Below are 20030 nucleotides of genomic sequence, written 5' to 3'. Positions count from 1 at the left end.
ATGAAGTATGAATAATACAATTGAAGGTCTATCAGCTGCTATTGAAAAATTAGTGGAAGAGGGTCAAGGGGTGTTAAGACTAGCACCAACATGGGTACCTCGTTCCTTTTGCCGCCCCGGAAAACGATTAAAGCTGCATCCGGAGGATTACTATGTACTTGGATTATCCCGTGGTGGAATCAACGAACGCTGGTTTTCTTCGACCACACACGCGGAGAACGGCCCGGAGACTCCAGAAGATGAAGGGATGAGCTACGTCGTTTCAAAAGACGGAAAAGAGCGGGTTCTTCTTAAAGATATGGTGGACACGCTAAAAGGGGAAGCCATTGGGGATGAATTATGGGAAAAATATCAGGGCTGGCCAGTTTATTCTAAGCTATTTGATAACCTTGGTCCATTGCCGCATCATATTCACCATAATGATGAAGCAGCTGCTCGTGTGGGTCAAAAAGGTAAACCAGAAATGTATTTTTATCCTTCTCAGTTGAATAATCACGGCGGTGAGTTTCCTTACACGTTCTTTGGCATCAACCCAGGTGTTACAAAAGAACAGGTAAAGGAAGCCTTAATGAATTTTACAAAAGGGGACAATAAAATTACCGATCTTTCCCGTGCTTTTAGATTAACGCTTGATACAGGATGGGATGTGCCTCCTGGGATCCTGCATGCACCAGGCAGTTTGTGCACGTATGAACCACAATTTGCATCGGATGTTTATGCGATGTACCAGTCCGTCTTGCATGGCGAACATGCTGTACCAGAAGAACTGCTCTGGAAGGATACGCCTGAAGAGGAAGTTGGAAACTTCGACTATTTGATGAGTATTATCGACTGGGAGAAAAACACAGATCCTGATTTCTATCAAAATTACTTTATGGCTCCAAAGCCAGTTCGTCCGGTCAGTGAGATGGAAGAAGAAGGGTATATGGAGGAATGGATTTGTTATAAGAGTAAAGTGGTCTGTGCTAAACGTTTGACCGTTCTTCCTGGGCAAACGGTCACGATTAAAGATAGTGCGGCTTACGGTTTTTATATGCTGCAGGGTCATGGAAAGTTTGGCGCCTGGGATATTGAGACACCGTCCTTAATCCGTTATGGACAATTAACGAACGATGAATTTTTCGTAACGGAGCCCGCAGCCAGGAAAGGTGTTACCATCATGAACCATTCTTTGACTGAGCCAATTGTCCTGTTAAAGCATTTCTCTGAAAATAGTGATTTAAAGTAATAGATTGAATGAAAATGAAGGTGGCCGAAGTAAATGGGCACCTTCATTTTATTTTGTTCGTGAAACAGGACGTTTATTTTGTCGATAGAATTCTTCCTAAATACTAGGAAATTCCTAATTAGGAGCCGAGGGGACGGTTCCGCTGGTAGTCATAATATGATGTAAAGGGATTTAAATCCTTAAAGAAGAAATGAAACATAATCAGGAAATACGGCTATCTTGAAGGCCTTTCCGAGATATTTAAACGGTTCTAGAAGGGAACCATGAGAACCGTCCCCGTGGAGCCAGGAGCCAGAAGAACCGTCCCTTTGGCTCATTAGGTAGCTAATACATACAATAGGTAATTTCTGGGGAAAGTATTTTTTAGTATAACTTTTTTGGAGGGTTACTTATGGATGATAAAGAAAAACAGATTAGGCTAACAGCGGGTGAGATTGGTCAACTTTGGCTTCAATACTTAAATGATAGCTCAAGCGTATGTGTTCTTACATATTTTCTAGAAAAAGCTGAGGATGTTGAAATAAAGCCTATAATTGAATTTGCTTTAGAATTATCAAAGTCACATATTCAAAAGATAACGGCAATACTAATAGAGGAAAAAAATGTAGTTCCATATGGTTTTAGTATTGAAGAGGATGTTGATTTAACTGCTCCTAGACTTTATTCCGACAGTTTTGTACTAAATTTTATACACCAAATGTCTAAGGTTGGGCTTACAACTTATGCTGGTAGTGTTGGAACATCTGTAAGAAGTGATATTAAATCCTATTACATGGAATGTCTTACAGAAACAATGCAGTTATATGATAAGTCAACTGAATTATTATTGTCTAAAGGATTGTTTATCAGATCTCCTAGCCTGCCTAATTTAGAGGAGGTTGAATTTGTAAAAAAGCAATGGTTTATGTTAGATGTGTTCGGAGAAAAAAGACCATTAATTGCTGCCGAAGTCGATAATTTATTTGCGAATCTACAAAGAAATGCCTTGGGAGTAGCTGCACTTACTGGCTTCAGTCAGGTTGCAAAGGATAAGGATGTAAAACAATTCTTTTTAAAGGGTTTAGAAATTGGGAATAAACATATTAGATTATTTAGAAGTAAGCTAGAGGAAAGTAAACTTCCAGCACCTATGGGTTGGGATTCAGAAATAACAAATAGTACATCCCATACTTTTTCTGATAAACTGATGATGTTCTTCACAAGTGGTTTGATTTCTTTGAGCGTTGGCTATTATGGTACAGCTGTTAGTCAAAGTCCTAGAGGAGATATTAGTGCAATGTACAACAGGCTATCCATGGAAGTTCAGATGTATTCTGAAGATGGAGCAAATATCATGATTAAAAATAGATGGTTGGAACAGCCTCCAATGGCATCCGATAGAGATGAATTAATAAGAAAAAAGAATCAATTGTAAATAACGTTTAAAGTCCTTCTATATTTAACAGCAAGGACTTCTTTTAATATCATTATGAATTATATTAGATATATTGTGAAAAGTTGCACTTAAACTAAAGGGGTCCTTTACTTGAAGAAACTGAATTTCCGGACCTAAATGTGGTCTTTTTTTCTGTTCTCTTTTTTCTTAAAGATCTATTTTTTCAAACTTTAAGGTTAAAGTAATCATTCCATACCAATTTTTCATTTCACTCTTTTTTTCATTAGCTTTTGATTGCTTGAGTTTGCATTTTTTAGGGATCCTTAACCTAAATTGTTTTGCCGGTATGATCTACTTAATGTTGCGTCATCATCTTAGATTTAGGCTATATTAAAAAAACCGTCTCGTTGAAGAGGCGGCTTAGTGAGCTATCGTATCTGTCGTAATCTGCATTAGGAGAAAGAGTCATCTAACCGTCTGGTAAACGAGGGCTATGGCTCCAGAATCAAATGTCTTGTTTTCGATCAGTTTAAGATTGATCCGCTCCTTAAGACCTTGGAATAACGGCAACCCGCTGCCGATTAGGACGGGAGAAACCGTCATTTTATACTCATCTATTAAATCAAGCTGCATAAGGTAGTGTGCTAACCTAGGACTGCCGAGGATGACCATATCCTTGCCTGGCTGCTGTTTGAGGTTTTTGATTTCTTCCTCGACATCTTTTTTCACCAGTCTGGTATTGTTCCATTCGACTTTCTCCAGCGTCGTGGAAAAAACGATTTTGGGTGTCTTTTCGATCCACTCGGCATGATTCAGTTCATGCTGCGAAGCGGAGGGGTCAGAAGGCACAGAGGGCCAGTAACTGTGCATCATCTGATAAGTCTCACGTCCCCATATGACAGTGTCGGCAGTACTCAGGACTTCTTTCGCGTGTTTCTCCAAGTCAGCATCGTATGAAACCCAGCCAATGTCCATTTCACCGTTCGGACCTTCTACAAAACCGTCAAGTGATGCGTGCAGAAATAGAACGAGTTTTCTCATTTTTAGTCTCCTTTGTTCCTGCGGGATATTTTTTTATACATCTTTACCTCTAATGTAAGTATAACCAATTTTTATAAAATTTGGTAAAATGTTCTATGAGTTACACCAATTAAAAAGTAATGGGATGGTGCTAGCATCAGTCCCGATTTGTTTTGTTAAAGAGAAGAATGTGAAGAACTAGACTTATACAAACGGATGCTTTAGTGAAACAAAAAAATAGCTAATAGAGCCTAAAACTCTACAAGTTTTTTATACACTACTTGTATATCTCGGCTCTTTTTATTTGAATAAAACACTCTGCCATTAATCGCTTATATTAATCATAGAGGTCACATTGGTTTTTAATTCTAATTAATTGTGTCACTTCAAGCGAGGAGCCAGAAGAACCGTCCCTCTGGTTTATGCACCAACATAAACTAACTATTGTCTATTCGGAGTTCCTATTCCTTTTGAGAATCCATTTTTTTCATTAAAAAACCTCCTCATGTATTTCCCTGAGGAGATTATGACATAAGATGGAGATTTATGGCCTATTGGGAAGGGTTTTACACTTACGTTAAGAAAAGTTAGACTAAATGATCACTTTTTAATATCCATTGCTGTAAAATAAAAATCAAAAAGGGGAAAAAATGAAAAAGTTAAAGTTGAAGTATGAAGCAGTAGTATACGGATTATATCCCATGGAAAATGATTATAGTGTGGACGAGTTCGTTTTCAAACAAAAACAAATAGACTTAACAAAATACGAAGAAATACTTAATGCTAATCCATATTTCGCAAATCCTAGTCTCCCTTCTTGGTGTATGCAATTTGATGGTGATGAAAAACATTATTATTGTTGCTTTGAAAATGATAATCTAATTGAAATTGAGGTTGCAAATAAGATTGGGGCTTCAAAAGATAATATAAAAAAATACGTTGGAAAGAACTTAATTGAATTATGTAACAAAGTCCTATACCTTGAAAAAGTACTTAGATTGGTAACAAACTTTGATATTTTTATCCCAGTAATAAAACTTGAGGTTTACGATGAAGAAATGGACTTTATAGGAAAGTTCTTTTTTATGCAAGATTTCTCGCCATTGAACCATCCTTTTAGGTTTTCAAAAAATAAATTGGAACTACAATCTGATAGACTAAGATTGCATATACGTTGGGATTTAATGACAGGAATAATGAGTACAAATAAAGCTTATATTCGTGCCCTAGATTATTTTAATCAATCTTTTTCTGTTAATAACATCCCAGTAAAACTTTTATGTCTATTCGCATCACTTGAATCGTTATTTAATTACGACAAAGAGAAAATTGCTGAAAAAGTTTCAACTTATACAAGTAAGTTGATTTTTGATAAAGATAAGAAAGATGAAATCTATTCAAGAATAAAAAAACTGTATGATGAACGGTCGAGGTATATTCATGGACAAAAAACAGATAGAATAACATACGCCTTATATGAGGAACTTAAAGAATTTGTGAGAGTTGTTCTCTTAAATTATTGGTTTGTATCAATGTACAATGACGTAAAAAATAATAAGGAAATGATTAGTTTTCTAGATGAAGATAAGCCTCTTAACACGAATACACAACTTGCTATTCGAGCAATAAGGGAAACGGATTACACTAAATTTTATTCAGATGTAAGAGAGAAACTCGAGAGTGGTGTTACAGATATTCTTTAAATTTATTGCAATCCCCAAAGTGGGTTGGTTTTTTTTAAAACAGTAAGCCAGAATTATAATAGTTGAACGTGAAGTGGAAGACATCGAGACCCTTATAAATGAGGCTGGTGGCAACTGCTTGTTGTTTGGAAGGTCTTCAGGTGACGTGTTACCACTTGAAGCGCTTGGAACTCCTTTGAATACTTAAAGCTGGACATACATGGAGGTTTATGGAAGGTATGGCACGCACTTTTGCTTACGATGGAATGATTATGGGCGAAACTCAATTTGGCAAGCCATACCGATTGACCGATGGGAAGTAAATGTTCCAACATCAGTCATGGTTGGAGAAAAAAGTTTACCCTATTTCCTTAATGCTGCCAAGTCACTTGTTGAATTATTACCTCAAACTAAATACCACACTTTCAGGGCAAGACCTTCGGCAGTTATGATGGATCCAGACTCAGCCAATGAGATGGGAAATTTCTTTCTGAGTCTTCACCAAAATTCAAATGGAGTTTCGATATAAACTTTATAGAGTAATGAATAATTTCCACAGTTTTCCCGTTTCTTAAAAAAGAGAGGGGTCTTTCCTTTAATGAAATGAATTTAATTTAAGGGAAAGAAGTAATAAGAGAAAGCCAGTTTTAATTTGTGAATTCTTTCGCTTAAAATACGGATGCTTTAGTGAAACAAAAAAAGTACCTAAAAGAGCCTAAATTATACAAGTTTTTCTACACTACTTGTATATTTCGGCTCTTTTTATTTTAATAAAACACTGCCATTAGTAGCTTATATTAATCATAGAGATCACATTGGTTTTTAATTCTAAATTCTAATTAATTATGATATTCAAATGAGCAAAAACTGTGTCAATCTTCTTGACGGTCACACAATGGTTTCCTTAGAATTTTTAACATTTACGGGGAAAGAAGAGTATGCCCCGCTTATAAAATATTTGCAAAGGATGTGGAGAATGGGGACGATAGCCTGTGGCAAGGAGCCAGAAGAACCGTCCATCTGGCTACAAAACACAATTAGGAAATACGGAAAATTTAGGAGGCGTTTCCGAGGCATAATAGATGTATGAACTGTTCTAGGGGGAACCATGAGAACCGTCCCCGTGGAGCCGGGTTTTGAAACAGGGGGACGGTTCTCTCGTTTCACTTTTACTTATAGTAGTGTCTATTTACGGGAAAAGAGATTATGGTGGTCAACTTCTAACAGGCCCAACTTATCAAATAATTGCATAGGATAGGGGGAGCAGGGGGACTTGCCCATGAAGGAGCCAAAAGAACCGTCCCTCTGGTCCCTCTGGCCATCTTTGGCTTGCGGCCATCGATATAAAAGTATATAAATAAAATGGGCCCTTAATATGATGAGGGCCTGCTGGTTTTTATTCTTTTTATGTTGACTATTATAGTGATATTACCTGTTATCCAATCATACAGGATTATGAATAAGGGAGATAGGCAATGACAAGCTCAACGATTATTCGATTTGAACATGTGACGAAACAATATGATGATGATCCGCCAGTCCTTGATGACGTCAGCTTGGAAATTGAGCGTGGGAAATTTTATACCCTTCTTGGACCATCTGGCTGCGGGAAAACCACCATCCTGCGCCTCATTGCGGGTTTTATGGAACCGACTGAAGGCGAAGTCTATTTAAATGGAAAAAAGGTGAACCAGGTACCGGCCAATAAGCGCCAGGTCAATACCGTTTTCCAAGATTATGCACTCTTTCCCCATCTCAACGTATTTGAAAATGTTGCCTTTGGGTTAAGGATTAAAAAACTCAAAAATGACCAAATCCAAGCCAAGGTGAAAGAAGCATTAAGCTTTGTCAACCTTGCCGGATATGAAAATCGGGAAATTCGCGAAATGTCAGGCGGCCAGCGCCAACGGGTGGCGATCGCCAGAGCCATCGTGAACGAACCGGAAGTTCTGCTTCTGGACGAACCATTATCGGCACTTGATTTAAAACTGCGCACCGAAATGCAATATGAATTGCGGGAACTGCAGCAGCGGCTTGGGATTACGTTTATTTTTGTCACCCATGATCAGGAAGAAGCGCTCGCCATGTCTGATGAGATCTTTGTCATTAATAAAGGGAAAATTCAGCAGAGCGGGACGCCAATCGATATTTATGATGAACCTATCAACCGCTTTGTGGCCGATTTTATCGGAGAGTCGAATATCGTACCAGGTAAAATGATTCATGACCAACTGGTTGAATTTGTTGGCCGAGAGTTTGAGTGCGTCGATATGGGCTTCGATGAAAACGAAGAAGTTGAGGTGGTGATTCGCCCTGAGGATTTGGAAATCACTTCTTTGGAGCGTGGAAAGCTGCAGGTTAAGGTTGACTCCCAGCTGTTTCGCGGGGTCCACTATGAAATCTCTGGCTATGATAAGGATGGGAACGAATGGCTGATCCATTCTACCAAAAAGGCCATAGTCGGTGAGGAGATTGGTCTTTATTTTGACCCGGAAGCCATTCATGTCATGCGTCTGGGAGAAACAGAGGAAGAATTCGACAGGCGATTAGAGGCCTATAATGATGGTGAAGATGATGGAAAATAACTTCACCCGCAAGCTCTATCAGGTGCCGTATTTACTGTGGATTGTCCTGTTTGTGATTGCTCCGATTGGTTTAGTTCTCTATTATTCGTTTCTTGACATTGAAGGGCATTTTTCATTTGAGAACTATGGGAAGTTTTTTACGCCGGTTTATTTAAAAATGACGCTCAGCTCGTTTTGGTATGCCTTTTTAATTACGGCCATTTCCTTAGTGATTGCCTATCCGACGGCCTTGTTATTAACCAAAACGAAGCATAAACAATTATGGCTGCTTCTGATTATCGTTCCTTCTTGGATTAACTTGTTATTAAAGGCATATGCGTTTCTTGGCATTTTTGGTACATACGGGATTGCCAACAGCTTTTTACAAGTGATCGGAATCGGCCGGCAGCAGCTGTTATTTACCGATTTCAGCTTTGTCTTTGTGTCGGTTTATATTTTTATACCGTTTATGATTCTGCCAATCTTTAACTCCTTATCGGAACTGAACCCCACCTTGATCGATGCCGCCCATGACCTGGGAGCATCCAAGTGGACGGTGTTCCGCCGGGTTATTTTTCCGCTGACGATCAACGGGGTAAAATCCGGAACCCAAGTAACGTTTATACCGGCCCTTTCCTTGTTCATGCTGACCCGGTTAATTGCCGGAAACCGGGTGATTACGCTTGGTACCGCGATTGAGCAGCAATTCCTAGTCACGCAGGACTGGGGAATGGGGTCCACGATTGCTGTGTTTTTAATCGTGATTATGGTACTGATTATGCTTGTGACAAATACTCGAGAGCGGGGTGTGTAAGATGGATCAGAAAATGACTCCATGGGCAAAACTGTTTTTGGTCATCATCTTTTTGATTTTATATGCCCCGATTTTCTTTCTCATTTTCTACTCTTTTAACAGTGGAGAGACGATGTATGATTTTGAAAGCTTTTCTCTAAAATGGTACAAGGAATTGTTTCATGATACGAGGCTTTTGATTATTGTCTTAAACACCATTGTGCTGGCTCTGTTAGCAGCCCTTTTTTCCACCATTATTGGTGTTTTAGGTGCATTGGCCATCTATATGGCCAAAAGACGGCAAACCAAGAATCTGCTATTATCGTTTAACAATGTGCTCATTGTCAGTCCAGATGTCATCATTGGGGCGTCGTTTTTAATTCTGTTCACCATGGCCGGCATCAAACTGGGATTTTCTTCGGTGCTATTGTCGCATATCGCGTTTAGCATTCCGATTGTCGTTCTGATGGTCCTGCCAAAGCTATCGGAAATGAGTCCATCCTTGATTGATGCAGCACGTGACCTGGGAGCCAGCAGCTGGAATGTCATGTCCAAGGTCATTATTCCGTATATCTCATCTGGGATTTTCGCCGGCTTTTTCATGGCCTTAACGTATTCTTTAGATGACTTCGCAGTTACTTTTTTTGTAACGGGAAATGGTTTTTCGACCCTTTCGGTGGAAATCTATTCATTGGCCCGCCGCGGGATATCTCTGAATATTAACGCCTTATCAGCGATCCTGTTTCTGTTTACGATGCTCTTGGTTGTGATTTATTATTTTATCACCCAGCGGACTAAACTGAACGGAATGGGGGTGCGAAAGCGATGAACAAAATCCTCCGTTTTTTCCTAATTATTGTGGTGTCGTCCGGCATTCTGCTGTATGCCATATCCAGCCTGAATACGTCACAGGGTTATTCGGGCGGCAATACCCTGACGGTTTATAACTGGGGCGACTATATTGATGAGGATTTGATCGCACAGTTTGAAAAAGAAACCGGCATCAAGGTCATCTATGAAACCTTCGATTCCAATGAGGCGATGATGACGAAAATCCAGCAAGGGGGAACCAATTACGATGTCGCGGTTCCTTCCGAATACACGATTGAAAAAATGATTCAGGCCAACTTGCTGATCCCCTTGGATCATTCCAAGCTGCCGAATCTAAAAAATATCGATCAGCGGTTTATGGATCTTTCGTTCGATCCGAAAAATAAGTACTCGGTTCCTTATTTCTGGGGCACCGTTGGGATTGTGTATAATCGCAAACTGCTTCCCGATAAAGAAATTACCAGCTGGAATGACTTATGGAATCCTGATTTAAAAAACCAGATTCTCCTCATTGACGGGGCCCGGGAAGTGATGGGGATGGGGCTGAATAGTTTAGGCTATTCTCTGAATGATACGAATAAAAAGCACCTGGCGGAAGCGAAAGAGAAGCTGGATTTGCTTACACCCAATGTAAAGGCGATTGTCGGCGACGAAATCAAGATGCTGATGGCAAACGAAGAAGCATCGATTGGCTTGGTTTGGTCAGGAGATGCGTCCGAAATCATGTCTGAAAATGAAGATTTGGATTATGTGGTACCGAAGGAGGGCTCCAACCTCTGGTTCGATAATATGGTCATCCCGAAAACAGCCAAAAATGTCGAGGGAGCCCATCAATTCATCAACTTTATGCTCAATGCCAAGGTAGCGGCCAAGAATACCGATTATGTCGGCTACTCCACACCAAACAAGCAAGCGCTGAAGTACTTAGACGAAGAAGTCGTGAACGACGAGCGATTCTATCCTTCACCGGAGCTAACCAAAAAGCTTGAAGTATACGAAAACCTAGGGAAACGAAACCTGTCCCTTTACAACGAACTGTTCCTGCAATTCAAAATGCATCCGAAATAAGAACCAAGGGAACCACGGGAACCACGGGGACGGTTCTATTGGTACCCTTGGGACCACAGGGACGGTTCTACTGGCGCACTCGTTGCTCTTAATGTGTGTTATTAATCTCAGGAAGACTGAATGGAAAGACAGTACACTCATTATGTACTGTCTTTTTTGCGTATAAGTTATTGGAAATTCAAGCACGGCAGTACCAATGGAACTTTTCATCCTATTAAATCGTATTGGATAAGGTGGATAGTCATTGTTCTATCTCAAAAGGAATTGAAATGAGGTTTGAAATTGGAGAAAAAAATTAGCTTCTGGAAAAGTCAGGCCATATATTTATGGATCACCTTCTTCGTTGGGGCCATTTGCAGCGTGCTTCCAGAAGAATCACTTGTTATGTTTTGGACGAATACGGGAATATCCCTTCTCGGTATGTTACTGGCTTATTATTGGTATCGAACGAAAGAAGATTATTTACGGTATAAGGCACTAGTCTCTTTTCTTATGATTTTTTTATTAGGTTTTTTTGCGGTGATGCCCTTGCTGCGGGCAACGTTCCATACCTTTCTGTTTTACCCTGCGTTCGTATTTTATTTGGCGATGTTCGTGTATTCCATTTTGGTTGCCAAAACCGTTTTACCTGGGTTACATAGGCTAATCAGTATTAAATCCGCTACCATCATCATGTTTGTTATCTTCCTAGTGAACGTAATCTGTACCTTCACCATAACAGCGGATGACCGAGTTATCTATCTCAGTTTACTAGACAAGTACGGCAACGGGATGTTTTTCTCTTCTCTCTTTTTTGGATTTGGATTACTGCTTACCTTTTGCACCTTCGTTGCTCTGGACAAATGGAATTGGTAACAAGCGGCGCCACAGGGACGGTTCTTCTGGGGTTCTAACTTTGGTTGTCTGGCACCGCTCGAATTTTGTCGAAGATTGATAGGTTATTGACGGCAGCAGTTGCAGGGAGAAGTGTTAGCGCACTTCTCTTTTTTTGTATGGGTTCATTATATCCCTGGAATACTCTGGTTTAAAAAGGTGAAAGTGGTAGTTGCTGTGCACTGTCACCCCTCGAATTTTGGGATGCTTTAAAGGTACCATTTAGACGATGAAATTTCATGGCCGCCTATTTTTGGGACCACGGGGACGGTTCTTCTGGCAACCCCTTCCCCTGCGGTGAAGCAAAGGGGGCGTTTTTGTGCTCCAATGCAGAGCCATCCTCGAATGTTATGACAATCGTGTGGAGCTGATATATTTTAATGGTATAAAATAACCATGGTTTCAATACCGTGTAATTGCGGTGCCTACAAAAATTTATAATATAGTTACAGTTTGTTGGCGTATTTATACGAATGATTGAGACTTTTGATGTACTGAAAATCGAAGTTTGGCCATAGGACGGATTGAGCGGCAATAGAGCCAAGAGAACCGTCCCTATGGAACCACGATGGAAGACAGTTCCGAGGCATATAAAATGAGTGAAACGTCCACGGGGGCACCATGTGAACCTTTCCCGGAGACTAAGGGGAAAAGCATAACGAGAGGCTCAATACTCCCGAATATTATGAGTATAGCCAGAAGGTCGGTTCTACTGGATTTTTTCCTCACGTGGATGCCACCAGAACCGTCCCCCTGGAGTTCCCCCTGGAGGTGTTAGTCCCTTACCCTCTGACTATAATCCCTGAATGCTTCATCTCTTTCTTTTAATGCATGTTTCACTCCATTTGTAATGGCGCTTTCCCTCCATGCGATGCCTTCTGGCGTATGACGGGCAATCCCATCAAAAAGGATTCCGAAGGATTGGGTCGTGTCTAATCCCATATTTAAGTACATTTGATTCACATAAAGCTTCATCATTTTTAATTGATTAGCTGGAAGGAGAGCGACACGGTTTGCCAGTTCATTCACTTTTGTTTCTAGCTGTTCTAGAGGAACTGCCTCTAAAATCATTCCAATTTTAGCTGCTTCTACCGCATTAATCGAGTCGCCGGTAAATAATAGTCTTTTGGCTCTTTCCATTCCTAATCGGACAATCCACATCGGTGTTGTCGGAGCCCCCCAAACCCGGGTTGGTGGATAGCCAAAATGGGCATCTTCCGAAGCGATAATCATATCGGCGCAAAGTACCATATCCGAGCCGCCGCCTACAGCCCATCCATGTACCTGGGCAATCACCGGTTTTGAACAGCGAAACAGGCTCATCATGGCGTTGCTGTTTTTGGACATCCAAGTATAGTCATGAATGGGGTCCCAAACACCATTCCCTCCGTTATCTTTGTTGCTTTCATCTTCTGTAATGATGTCGAGGTCGTACCCGGCACAAAAGTTTTTCCCTTCGCCTTTTAATACAATGACACGAACATCCTCGTTATGATCCGCTTCTAATACGGCCGCTTGCACTTCAAATAATAATTCGTTGGTGATGGCATTGAGGCGCTCCGGACGGTTTAGGCTGATGGTGGCAATTCGATTGTCTACTGATAGTTTTATATTTTTATAATCCATATTATCTCCTCCTGTTTTGAAAAACTAGATTCCCAGTTCCTCGATGACTTGTTTTTTAAGTGCCATCTTGATGACTTTCCCGCTTGCTGTCAGCGGAAACTCATCAGTGAAAAAGATATATTTGGGCACTTTTTGATGGCTCATTTTACTTTTGCAGTATTGGATAATTTCATCTTCCGTTAAAGATTCATCCTTATTCTTTTTGATGCAGGCTGCTGCCACTTCACCAAAATATTCATCTGGAACACCTACCACTTGAGCATCATTGATTTGAGGGTGTTGAAGAAGAATGTTTTCTATTTCTTTTGGATAGATATTTTCGCCGCCGCGAATAATCATATCTTTGATTCTTCCAATCACATTTAAATACCCTTCCTCATCCATCATCCCAATGTCACCGGTCCTGAACCATCCATCTGGACTTAGCACTTCTTTGGTCTGGCTTTCCATTTTGTAATATCCTGACATGACCAGGTATCCGCGGACCTGAATTTCCCCGGGGGTTTGACAGTCTGTTACTTCGTCCGTCACAGGGTCAACAATCCGTACTTCCGTATGCGGAAGCGGCCTTCCGGTGGAATGGTGTCTTTTTTCTTCGGAGTCGTCTGGAGACCCTAGTGTATAGAGAGGGCTGGTTTCGGTCATGCCCATCAGAATGACTCCTTTTGCATTGGATCGTTTTTCGAGTTTTTGAATGGTAGTAGGTGGCACCGGGGCGCCTCCGCTCATGAAAACCCGCAGTGAGGGTAGACGGGCGTTTGTTTTTTCTAACTCATTGACTACCGCATGAAGCATGGTCGGGACACCGAAGAAATGGGTTGCCTTATATCGTCCATAATATCCACACAATCCGTCGCCGTAAAATAGGGGACCGGAAGAAGAGAGGCTCCTGCGGCAATCGCACAAAGAATACTGATTACGCTTCCTCCCGTATGGAAAAATGGGAGGGGTGAGCAATAGGAATCCCCTTTTCCCAACTTCCAGCGAAGAGCTGAGAGTCTCGCATTATTGAGCACTCCTCTGTGTGTAATCATGGCTCCTTTTGGAAAACCTGTTGTACCTGAGGTGAACTGGATCTGAAAAGTATCAGTAGGTCTAACTACTAACTGTTTTTCCTTTAAATCTAAGTCTGAAATCGTGTCCCCTTTTAAATAAATGTCTTGGAATGGGGAATGGTTTATATTTTCATTAGATGTATCCGTTTCCATTTTGTCGAAAGTGATGATTTTCTGCAGCAATGGAATCCTGTTCATCACACTTTGAACATCTGTAAGGAAGTTTCGGTTTCTAAAGTTTGATAGGAAGAAGAGAGCTTTGGTATCACTGGTTTTTAATACATATTCCACTTCATCGGCACGGAGAGCGGGGTTGACGGTCACCAGGACTAAGCCTACTTTTGCAGAGGCCAATTGAAGCAATGGCCACTCAGGAATATTAGGGGCCCACACTGCAATGTGGTCACCGTACTGAAAACCTTCTGCGATTAGCCCTTTAGCAAGTTGGTTTACTTTCGACTGATATTCTTTATATGTCCAGTTGATTTCCGGAATATGGAATTCAGGATACTGCTTATAACTCACGGCCAGCATGTCTGAATATTGAGCTACTTGCTCGTCAAAATAGTCTCCGACCGTCCTATCAAGCAATACAGCACTTTGTTCATCAGGATACCACTGAGCCTTTTTCGTTACATCCATACTCATACTGAATAAACTCCCTCCCTTTTATTTACTTACCAGTAAGTAAATGATATCACCGGACCCAAAAATTGTAAATTACAATTATTGATAATTATGAATATTCAATTAACGGTTAAAATAAAGAATCATTCACCACATGGTTATTCATAAGCAATTTACAAAAAAGGATGTAAATGGTAATTTAATATTAAACGATTATTTACTTACCAGTAAGTAAGGTTTATGTTAGTAGATTTCCTCGGACTCATAATTTTTTTAGAAACGAGAGGATCAAATTGAAGGATACGCCTGCCATTAGTGCAGAAAAAATTATTGAAGAAGCAAGTAAACTATTTTTTAAAAATGGTTATCGCAATACAAGTATGAAAGAGATTGCGCTGCAATTGAATGTTACACACCCTGCAATTTATTATTATTTTAAAAGCAAGGATGAAATCCTGGAGACTATTTTAAAAAATGTTCTAAATCGTGCGGAGACCTACTTAAGCAAAATACTGTCCTTGAAACAACCAGCCCACGAAAAGTTTCATATGATTGTAGAACAGCATACGCTTGCTATACTGGATAACAAGATTGAGATGGGGATCTTTTTTGAAGAGCAAAAGAATCTGCCTGGAAGTATTACACAAGAAACGGTAAAACGGATCAATCAATACTATCAAACCATCACAGGGGTGTACCGAGAGGCGATGGATCAAGGCTATTTTGCCAACATCGATCCACCTGTTGCGGTTCAACTGATTTTAGGTCTGTGCAACTGGACATATAAATGGTTTTCTCCAAAAGGAAAATACAATAAAGAACAAATCAGTCAGTTCGTTTCCGCTTTATTGAAGAATGGATATTTTAATGAATGAAACCAGTTTTCTGGCTTTTTGAGACTAATTTGTACCTGCCAGGTAAGAGGGGAGAATCACAGTCTATGAAACCTGTAAACACACTTATTGATCATGAACATATCAATTGGAATCGATTGGAGATGCTGATTCGTAAAACATTTTCGGACATCCCGGATGAAACAATGAAAATCAAGAAATTTTCCGAAGGGTATTCCAATCATACGTATCTGCTGTCAGTTGGAAGTTGGGAATCGGTCTTAAGAAGGCCTCCGTTTGGTGAAATTCCAGCAAAAGCCCATGATATTGAGCGCGAGTATAGGATTCTATCAAAACTTCATGGTGTCTACCCCCTTGCTCCAAAACCCTATTTATACAGCGAAGATCCTGACATAATGGGAAGGCATTTTTACTTAATGGAAAAAAAGCAAGGTGTTGTGATTAACGAAGTTTTGCCTAATCATTACGGACCGTCTGAGCAGGTTGGACCGGCCGTTTCAAAAGGTATCATTCATAGCTTGGTGGAGCTTCAACAGGTAGATTATCAAAAGGCCAACTTAATGGACATCGGTAAGCCTGAAGGGTATTTGGAAAGGCAAGTCCATGGCTGGATAAAACGTTACGCTGTGTCCAAGACAAATGAATTTACTGGTGTAGAGGAATTGGAGGCGTGGCTGATAAAGAATATGGCAGCCACTGTGGACACGACGATTGTTCATAACGACTTTAAACTAAACAATCTTGTTCTGGACCCGTATGACCCTGGCATAGTAAAAGGGGTTTTGGACTGGGAAATGGCAACCATCGGTGACCCGATGACAGATATCGGGGCAGTGCTAGCTTATTGGGGAGAAAAGGGTGACCCTGATATGGGTATCTCCGTGGTGACAAACCAATCAGGATTCTTTTCAAGACGTGAAATGGCCGAACTGTATGCCCAAGTGAGTGGCCGTGACATCAAGTCTATCAACTTTTATGTGGCATTTGGCTTTTATAAGCTTGCCGTCATTTTGCAACAACTCTATTATCGTTGGAAAAAAGGAGCAACAGATGATCATCGGTTCGCAAGTTTGCACATACCAATTGCCAATTTATTTGAGATGGCCAATTTAACAAGGGAAAATAGAATTCTATAAAAAAAGCCGGTTTCTGATGAAGCCGGCCTTTTTTATACAGTGTCCATCTCAGCATCTAATTGGGCTGCAATCAAATCGAAATACAAGAAATTAATGGCCCAAACGATTATAGGCTTCTTTTCGCGGTATTCCTTTCTGTCTCTAAATGAGCGAACAACCGATATTCCCTGTGGAAGCACAGTTCAATGGTTTTAGTCGGACAGTTGCGATGCTTGGCAAGGAATGACTTCGACTTTGTTATGAGGACGGCATCCTGCCCGATTTGCCGGCTTTCCTTTCCCCCTGTTAAGTCTATGTATATTCAAAAAAGGAATCCGTCAAAAAATATCGAAATATACCATTATTGTGACTCAAAGAATTCAGTGGAATAAACAAAAGCCTGTGAGGAATTTTGCGCATAGCAAGCAATTTTATTTTTAAGAAATCTTCTGGAAACAAAAGTAAACCACCCGACAGCGAAGGGGGAGACTGAGTGGAGAATTTTATTATTCAAAATGGCATTAGGAGCCTATACCACTTTACCAAAGTTGATAACTTACCTACTATACTATTCTCTGGATTAATTGCCAGAACTGATTTAGATTTTAATAGAGGACAATATTTCGTTAGTGATAATCGGAGACTAGATGAGTCACTAGACGCTATCTCCTGTACCATTAGCTTTCCTCAATATCAGATGCTCTATAGGAAAAGGAAAAGTACTCCTGAATCAAAATGGGTCGTGATTGAACTATCCGTAGATGTGTTACTGGAAAAAGAATGTTCATTTTGCCATACAAATGCTGCAAGTAATGCAGTGAGGAATACTCCTTTGGAAGAGAAGCAGGGACTAATCGGCTTAACCAATATGTTTGCAGAGAGAAGTGGTAAACCAAGCAGGAAAGAAATGGGGCTTTTACCTCATTTTCCTACCGATCCTCAAGCAGAGGTCCTAGTAAAGACGAATATTGAAGTGGATTATTTTAAAAGGGTCATCTTTGAAAATGAATCTACTCTAAATGAGTATAGGAAACAAGATAATGGAAAACGCACAAGGCGCATTTACAAATCGCCAATTGAATTTGTTGTAGACCCTGATTATTTCGGGCGAAGGTTAGATTATAAATACTGGGGGAAAAGCTATGGCCAAACGACCGGTTTTCCTAGTTGGTAGTAAAGAGGATGGGTATGTCAGAGAGATAAATACTCAGTTCGAATGGTTTCCGGGGTTCTCCTTACAGCAAAAACAAAAGTCTATTCGTTCATTACATGATGAATTTAATAGGATAGAAGAGGGAAAAAGGGTTTTAGAAATCTCTAGTAAATCTGAAACGGATCTGGGTGTAAAGTTAAGTGCCTTTAATTTGGAAATTAAAACCAAAAAGTCCGGTAAGTCTTTTACAGTAGAGACTGCCTTTCAATCTAGTAAAGTTTTTGAAAAGGGAGGGCCCTATCGGGATTTACTAGAAAAGTCCTCAAGAGAAGCAAAAAGGGACCCTAGATTACGGAATTCCGGGGACCTAGTTCATTTTGATTATTTTGGAAGGATTTGGCCTTTAACCCCAAAAACCTTATTTTATGACTGGCTTTATGTTAATGCCCTATCTATGCATGAAGAATTGGCTAATCAGGTCATCCTATACGATGCTTTTACAGATATTGAATTTAATCCTGAAAAATCGATTAACTGTCAGGCCAAGTCATCGGCTATATATGTAGCTCTTTACCGAACCGGTTTACTGGATAAAGCTTTATCTTCTCCTGAAAGTTTTAAGGCTTTGTTTTCTGAGGGGATTAAGAAGGACTCTGATACAATGACAGAAGAAAACACGCAACAATTGTCCATATTTGATTAATTAATCAAGCATTAATCTAGGTGACAGGCAATTCTAAATCGTAGGATAGAGAATTTTGATTTATAGATTTGTAGGTATTGTTATAGGAATGAATGAACAAAGGGGGAAGAATTATGTGGAAGAAATTATTTTATGGGGCATCTAAACGGTTTGCGAACGATGTATCGAATATTGCTGCTAATGAAATGAAGAAAAAAATAAAAGAAACACGTCCTCGTCCCGATTTTGATGACGATACTAACCAAAAAGAAAGAGCCGCTTATCTTAACCGATTAAGGCAAATTCTTCTGGATAATCAAAAAATGTTAGCTACGCTTATTGACATAATAAATGGTATCAAAGGATCGATTATGCCCCCATTTGATGAAGAAGGGTTATTAGAATATAGTCAATTAATATTAGATATTCAAGATATAGCGTATCAAAAGCATACAGAATCACATGAGATCAATGATATAGGCGACCAATTAGCGGAAAAAACGGACGACTATTCGGTCTACTATAAAAGTATGGACGTTAGTTTAATTAATGCAGAAATCATCGATTTAACCAATAATGTGTACAACTCTCTGCTTGAATCCGAATTGCAATATGACGATTTTCTAGTCGATAAACTTGATAGTTTTATTAAAATGATTATAGACAGTCAAGTGAAGGTAAAGGAAAAATATGAGGAACTTACTGAAATGAACTTGGTAAGAATATTTGATAGCGGGGGCCAAAGAACGATCGATTATAATGAATAATTATTGCCTGTCATTGACAAAATTTTATAGATTAATAATGTGGAACAGCTTTTGTTTGCTCTTGGGTGAACATGTCTTTAACCGATGCTATTAAGTGAAGGGATGGGTAAACAAAAGGGCTGATTTCAGCCCTCTTGTTGTATCACGGTCACCGTCAACCCATATTTCTCGATCATCAGGTGGTTCCCCATTGGGCATCAACATCGTGCTGGTTTTCTTCATCTCCCATCGCCATTTCACCATTGTTGCCATTTATGAGTTGATCGTTTTGTTCCATACATCTTTCTTTGCAGCTGCAACCTTCAAAATTGGAAGATTGCCAGCTGAACCGTCCCCATGGCTCCAGGGAGAAGTGTTAGCGCACTTCTCTTTTTTTGTACGGGTTCATTATATCCCTGGAATACTCTGGTTTAGAAAGGTGAAAGTGGTAGTTCCAGTGCACTGTCACCCCTCGAATTTTGGGATGCTTTAAAGGAACCATTTAGACGATGAAATCTCATAGCTTCCTATTTTTTGAAATGGTAGAAAGACCCTCCTATTATTAGAAACTGACGGCTTTTTATAGTGCTAACACTAGCAGAGTTACTTCTTTGTTCCTTGATACCTTCGTACTAGCAGGTATAACAGAATGGGAAACAAGGGGATGACGAACGGAACCGTCCCTATGGATCTCTGTGTATAAAGTTGCTCTCGTTTTCATATTTGTTTAGTGATGGA

At 40.0% G+C, this 20030-nt stretch carries 17 protein-coding genes and 1 pseudogene; 14 read left to right on the top strand and 4 right to left on the bottom strand.

All coding sequences use genetic code 11. From position 1 onward, the window contains the following. Positions 1-7 precede the first annotated feature (7 nt). Together BN2425_RS17815 and BN2425_RS17810 are read left to right on the top strand one after the other, a co-directional pair. Entirely contained in the window at positions 8-1228 is a 1221-nt protein-coding gene (locus BN2425_RS17815; RefSeq protein WP_042462214.1) for a cupin domain-containing protein, read from the top strand. A 391-nt stretch (positions 1229-1619) separates the two neighbouring features. Beyond that, positions 1620-2642 carry a DUF3231 family protein gene (locus BN2425_RS17810; RefSeq protein WP_042462212.1) on the top strand — a complete coding sequence of 341 codons (1023 nt, stop codon included), beginning with the start codon at positions 1620-1622 and terminating at the stop codon, positions 2640-2642. Positions 2643-3068: 426 nt separating this feature from the next. Here the strand turns inward: BN2425_RS17810 and BN2425_RS17805 are convergent, their stop codons facing one another. Next, positions 3069-3644, bottom strand: coding sequence for a dihydrofolate reductase family protein (locus BN2425_RS17805; RefSeq protein ID WP_042462210.1), 576 nt, complete (start codon positions 3642-3644; stop codon positions 3069-3071). A 629-nt stretch (positions 3645-4273) separates the two neighbouring features. Between BN2425_RS17805 and BN2425_RS17800 the strand changes: the two genes are divergently transcribed. The 6 genes from BN2425_RS17800 to BN2425_RS17770 all read left to right on the top strand — a co-directional run bounded on the left by BN2425_RS17800 (position 4274) and on the right by BN2425_RS17770 (position 11416). Then, entirely contained in the window at positions 4274-5326 is a 1053-nt protein-coding gene (locus BN2425_RS17800) for a HEPN domain-containing protein (protein ID WP_042462207.1), read from the top strand. 1454 nt (positions 5327-6780) lie between these two features. After that, on the top strand, positions 6781-7890 hold the full coding sequence (locus BN2425_RS17790; RefSeq protein ID WP_042462203.1) for an ABC transporter ATP-binding protein: 1110 nt from the start codon (positions 6781-6783) through the stop codon (positions 7888-7890). Continuing rightward, on the top strand, positions 7880-8683 hold the full coding sequence (locus tag BN2425_RS17785; protein WP_042462310.1) for an ABC transporter permease: 804 nt from the start codon (positions 7880-7882) through the stop codon (positions 8681-8683). Before BN2425_RS17790 ends, BN2425_RS17785 begins: the two co-directional genes overlap by 11 nt. Position 8684: 1 nt before the next feature. Next, positions 8685-9491 (top strand): ABC transporter permease, encoded by an 807-nt coding sequence (locus tag BN2425_RS17780; protein WP_042462202.1) that lies wholly within the window; start codon positions 8685-8687, stop codon positions 9489-9491. After that, on the top strand, positions 9488-10561 hold the full coding sequence (locus tag BN2425_RS17775) for an ABC transporter substrate-binding protein (RefSeq protein ID WP_042462198.1): 1074 nt from the start codon (positions 9488-9490) through the stop codon (positions 10559-10561). Before BN2425_RS17780 ends, BN2425_RS17775 begins: the two co-directional genes overlap by 4 nt. Before the next feature lie 282 nt (positions 10562-10843). After that, on the top strand, positions 10844-11416 hold the full coding sequence (locus BN2425_RS17770; RefSeq protein ID WP_042462196.1) for a hypothetical protein: 573 nt from the start codon (positions 10844-10846) through the stop codon (positions 11414-11416). 792 nt (positions 11417-12208) lie between these two features. Here the strand turns inward: BN2425_RS17770 and BN2425_RS17765 are convergent. From BN2425_RS17765 to BN2425_RS22340, 3 genes and pseudogenes are all read right to left on the bottom strand, one after another. After that, a complete protein-coding gene (locus BN2425_RS17765; protein ID WP_042462194.1) occupies positions 12209-13060 on the bottom strand; it encodes a crotonase/enoyl-CoA hydratase family protein in 852 nt (283 codons plus the stop codon). A 24-nt stretch (positions 13061-13084) separates the two neighbouring features. Further along, positions 13085-13399, bottom strand: a complete 315-nt coding sequence (locus BN2425_RS23155; protein WP_235714679.1) for an AMP-binding enzyme — start codon at positions 13397-13399, stop codon at positions 13085-13087. 174 nt (positions 13400-13573) lie between these two features. Then, positions 13574-14649: pseudogene (locus BN2425_RS22340) on the bottom strand (AMP-binding protein); the annotation flags it as partial. 386 nt (positions 14650-15035) lie between these two features. On the opposite strand from BN2425_RS22340, the gene BN2425_RS17755 reads away from it, so the two are divergent. The 6 genes from BN2425_RS17755 to BN2425_RS17730 all read left to right on the top strand — a co-directional run bounded on the left by BN2425_RS17755 (position 15036) and on the right by BN2425_RS17730 (position 19785). Further along, the gene (locus BN2425_RS17755) at positions 15036-15617 is read left to right on the top strand and encodes a TetR/AcrR family transcriptional regulator (RefSeq protein WP_042462192.1); all 582 of its coding nucleotides are present in this window, start codon (positions 15036-15038) and stop codon (positions 15615-15617) included. Between the two features lie 65 nt (positions 15618-15682). Then, complete coding sequence (locus tag BN2425_RS17750) at positions 15683-16732, top strand: phosphotransferase family protein (RefSeq protein ID WP_042462190.1); 1050 nt, start codon at positions 15683-15685, stop codon at positions 16730-16732. A 472-nt stretch (positions 16733-17204) separates the two neighbouring features. Then, complete coding sequence (locus BN2425_RS17745; protein WP_052352939.1) at positions 17205-17885, top strand: DarT ssDNA thymidine ADP-ribosyltransferase family protein; 681 nt, start codon at positions 17205-17207, stop codon at positions 17883-17885. Continuing rightward, positions 17854-18567 carry a DarT1-associated NADAR antitoxin family protein gene (locus BN2425_RS17740; protein ID WP_042462188.1) on the top strand — a complete coding sequence of 238 codons (714 nt, stop codon included), beginning with the start codon at positions 17854-17856 and terminating at the stop codon, positions 18565-18567. The genes BN2425_RS17745 and BN2425_RS17740 overlap by 32 nt, the downstream gene beginning before the upstream one ends. Positions 18568-18680: 113 nt before the next feature. Continuing rightward, a complete protein-coding gene (locus tag BN2425_RS17735; protein ID WP_042462186.1) occupies positions 18681-19313 on the top strand; it encodes a hypothetical protein in 633 nt (210 codons plus the stop codon). A gap of 190 nt (positions 19314-19503) precedes the next feature. Then, entirely contained in the window at positions 19504-19785 is a 282-nt protein-coding gene (locus tag BN2425_RS17730; RefSeq protein WP_042462183.1) for a hypothetical protein, read from the top strand. Positions 19786-20030 lie beyond the last annotated feature (245 nt).

It is taken from the genome of Neobacillus dielmonensis (assembly GCF_000612665.1).
Classification (GTDB): Bacteria; Bacillota; Bacilli; order Bacillales; family Cytobacillaceae; genus Neobacillus; species Neobacillus dielmonensis.
Note: the sequence above shows the minus strand (reverse complement) of the source record. Positions and strands in the feature narration are given on the sequence as shown.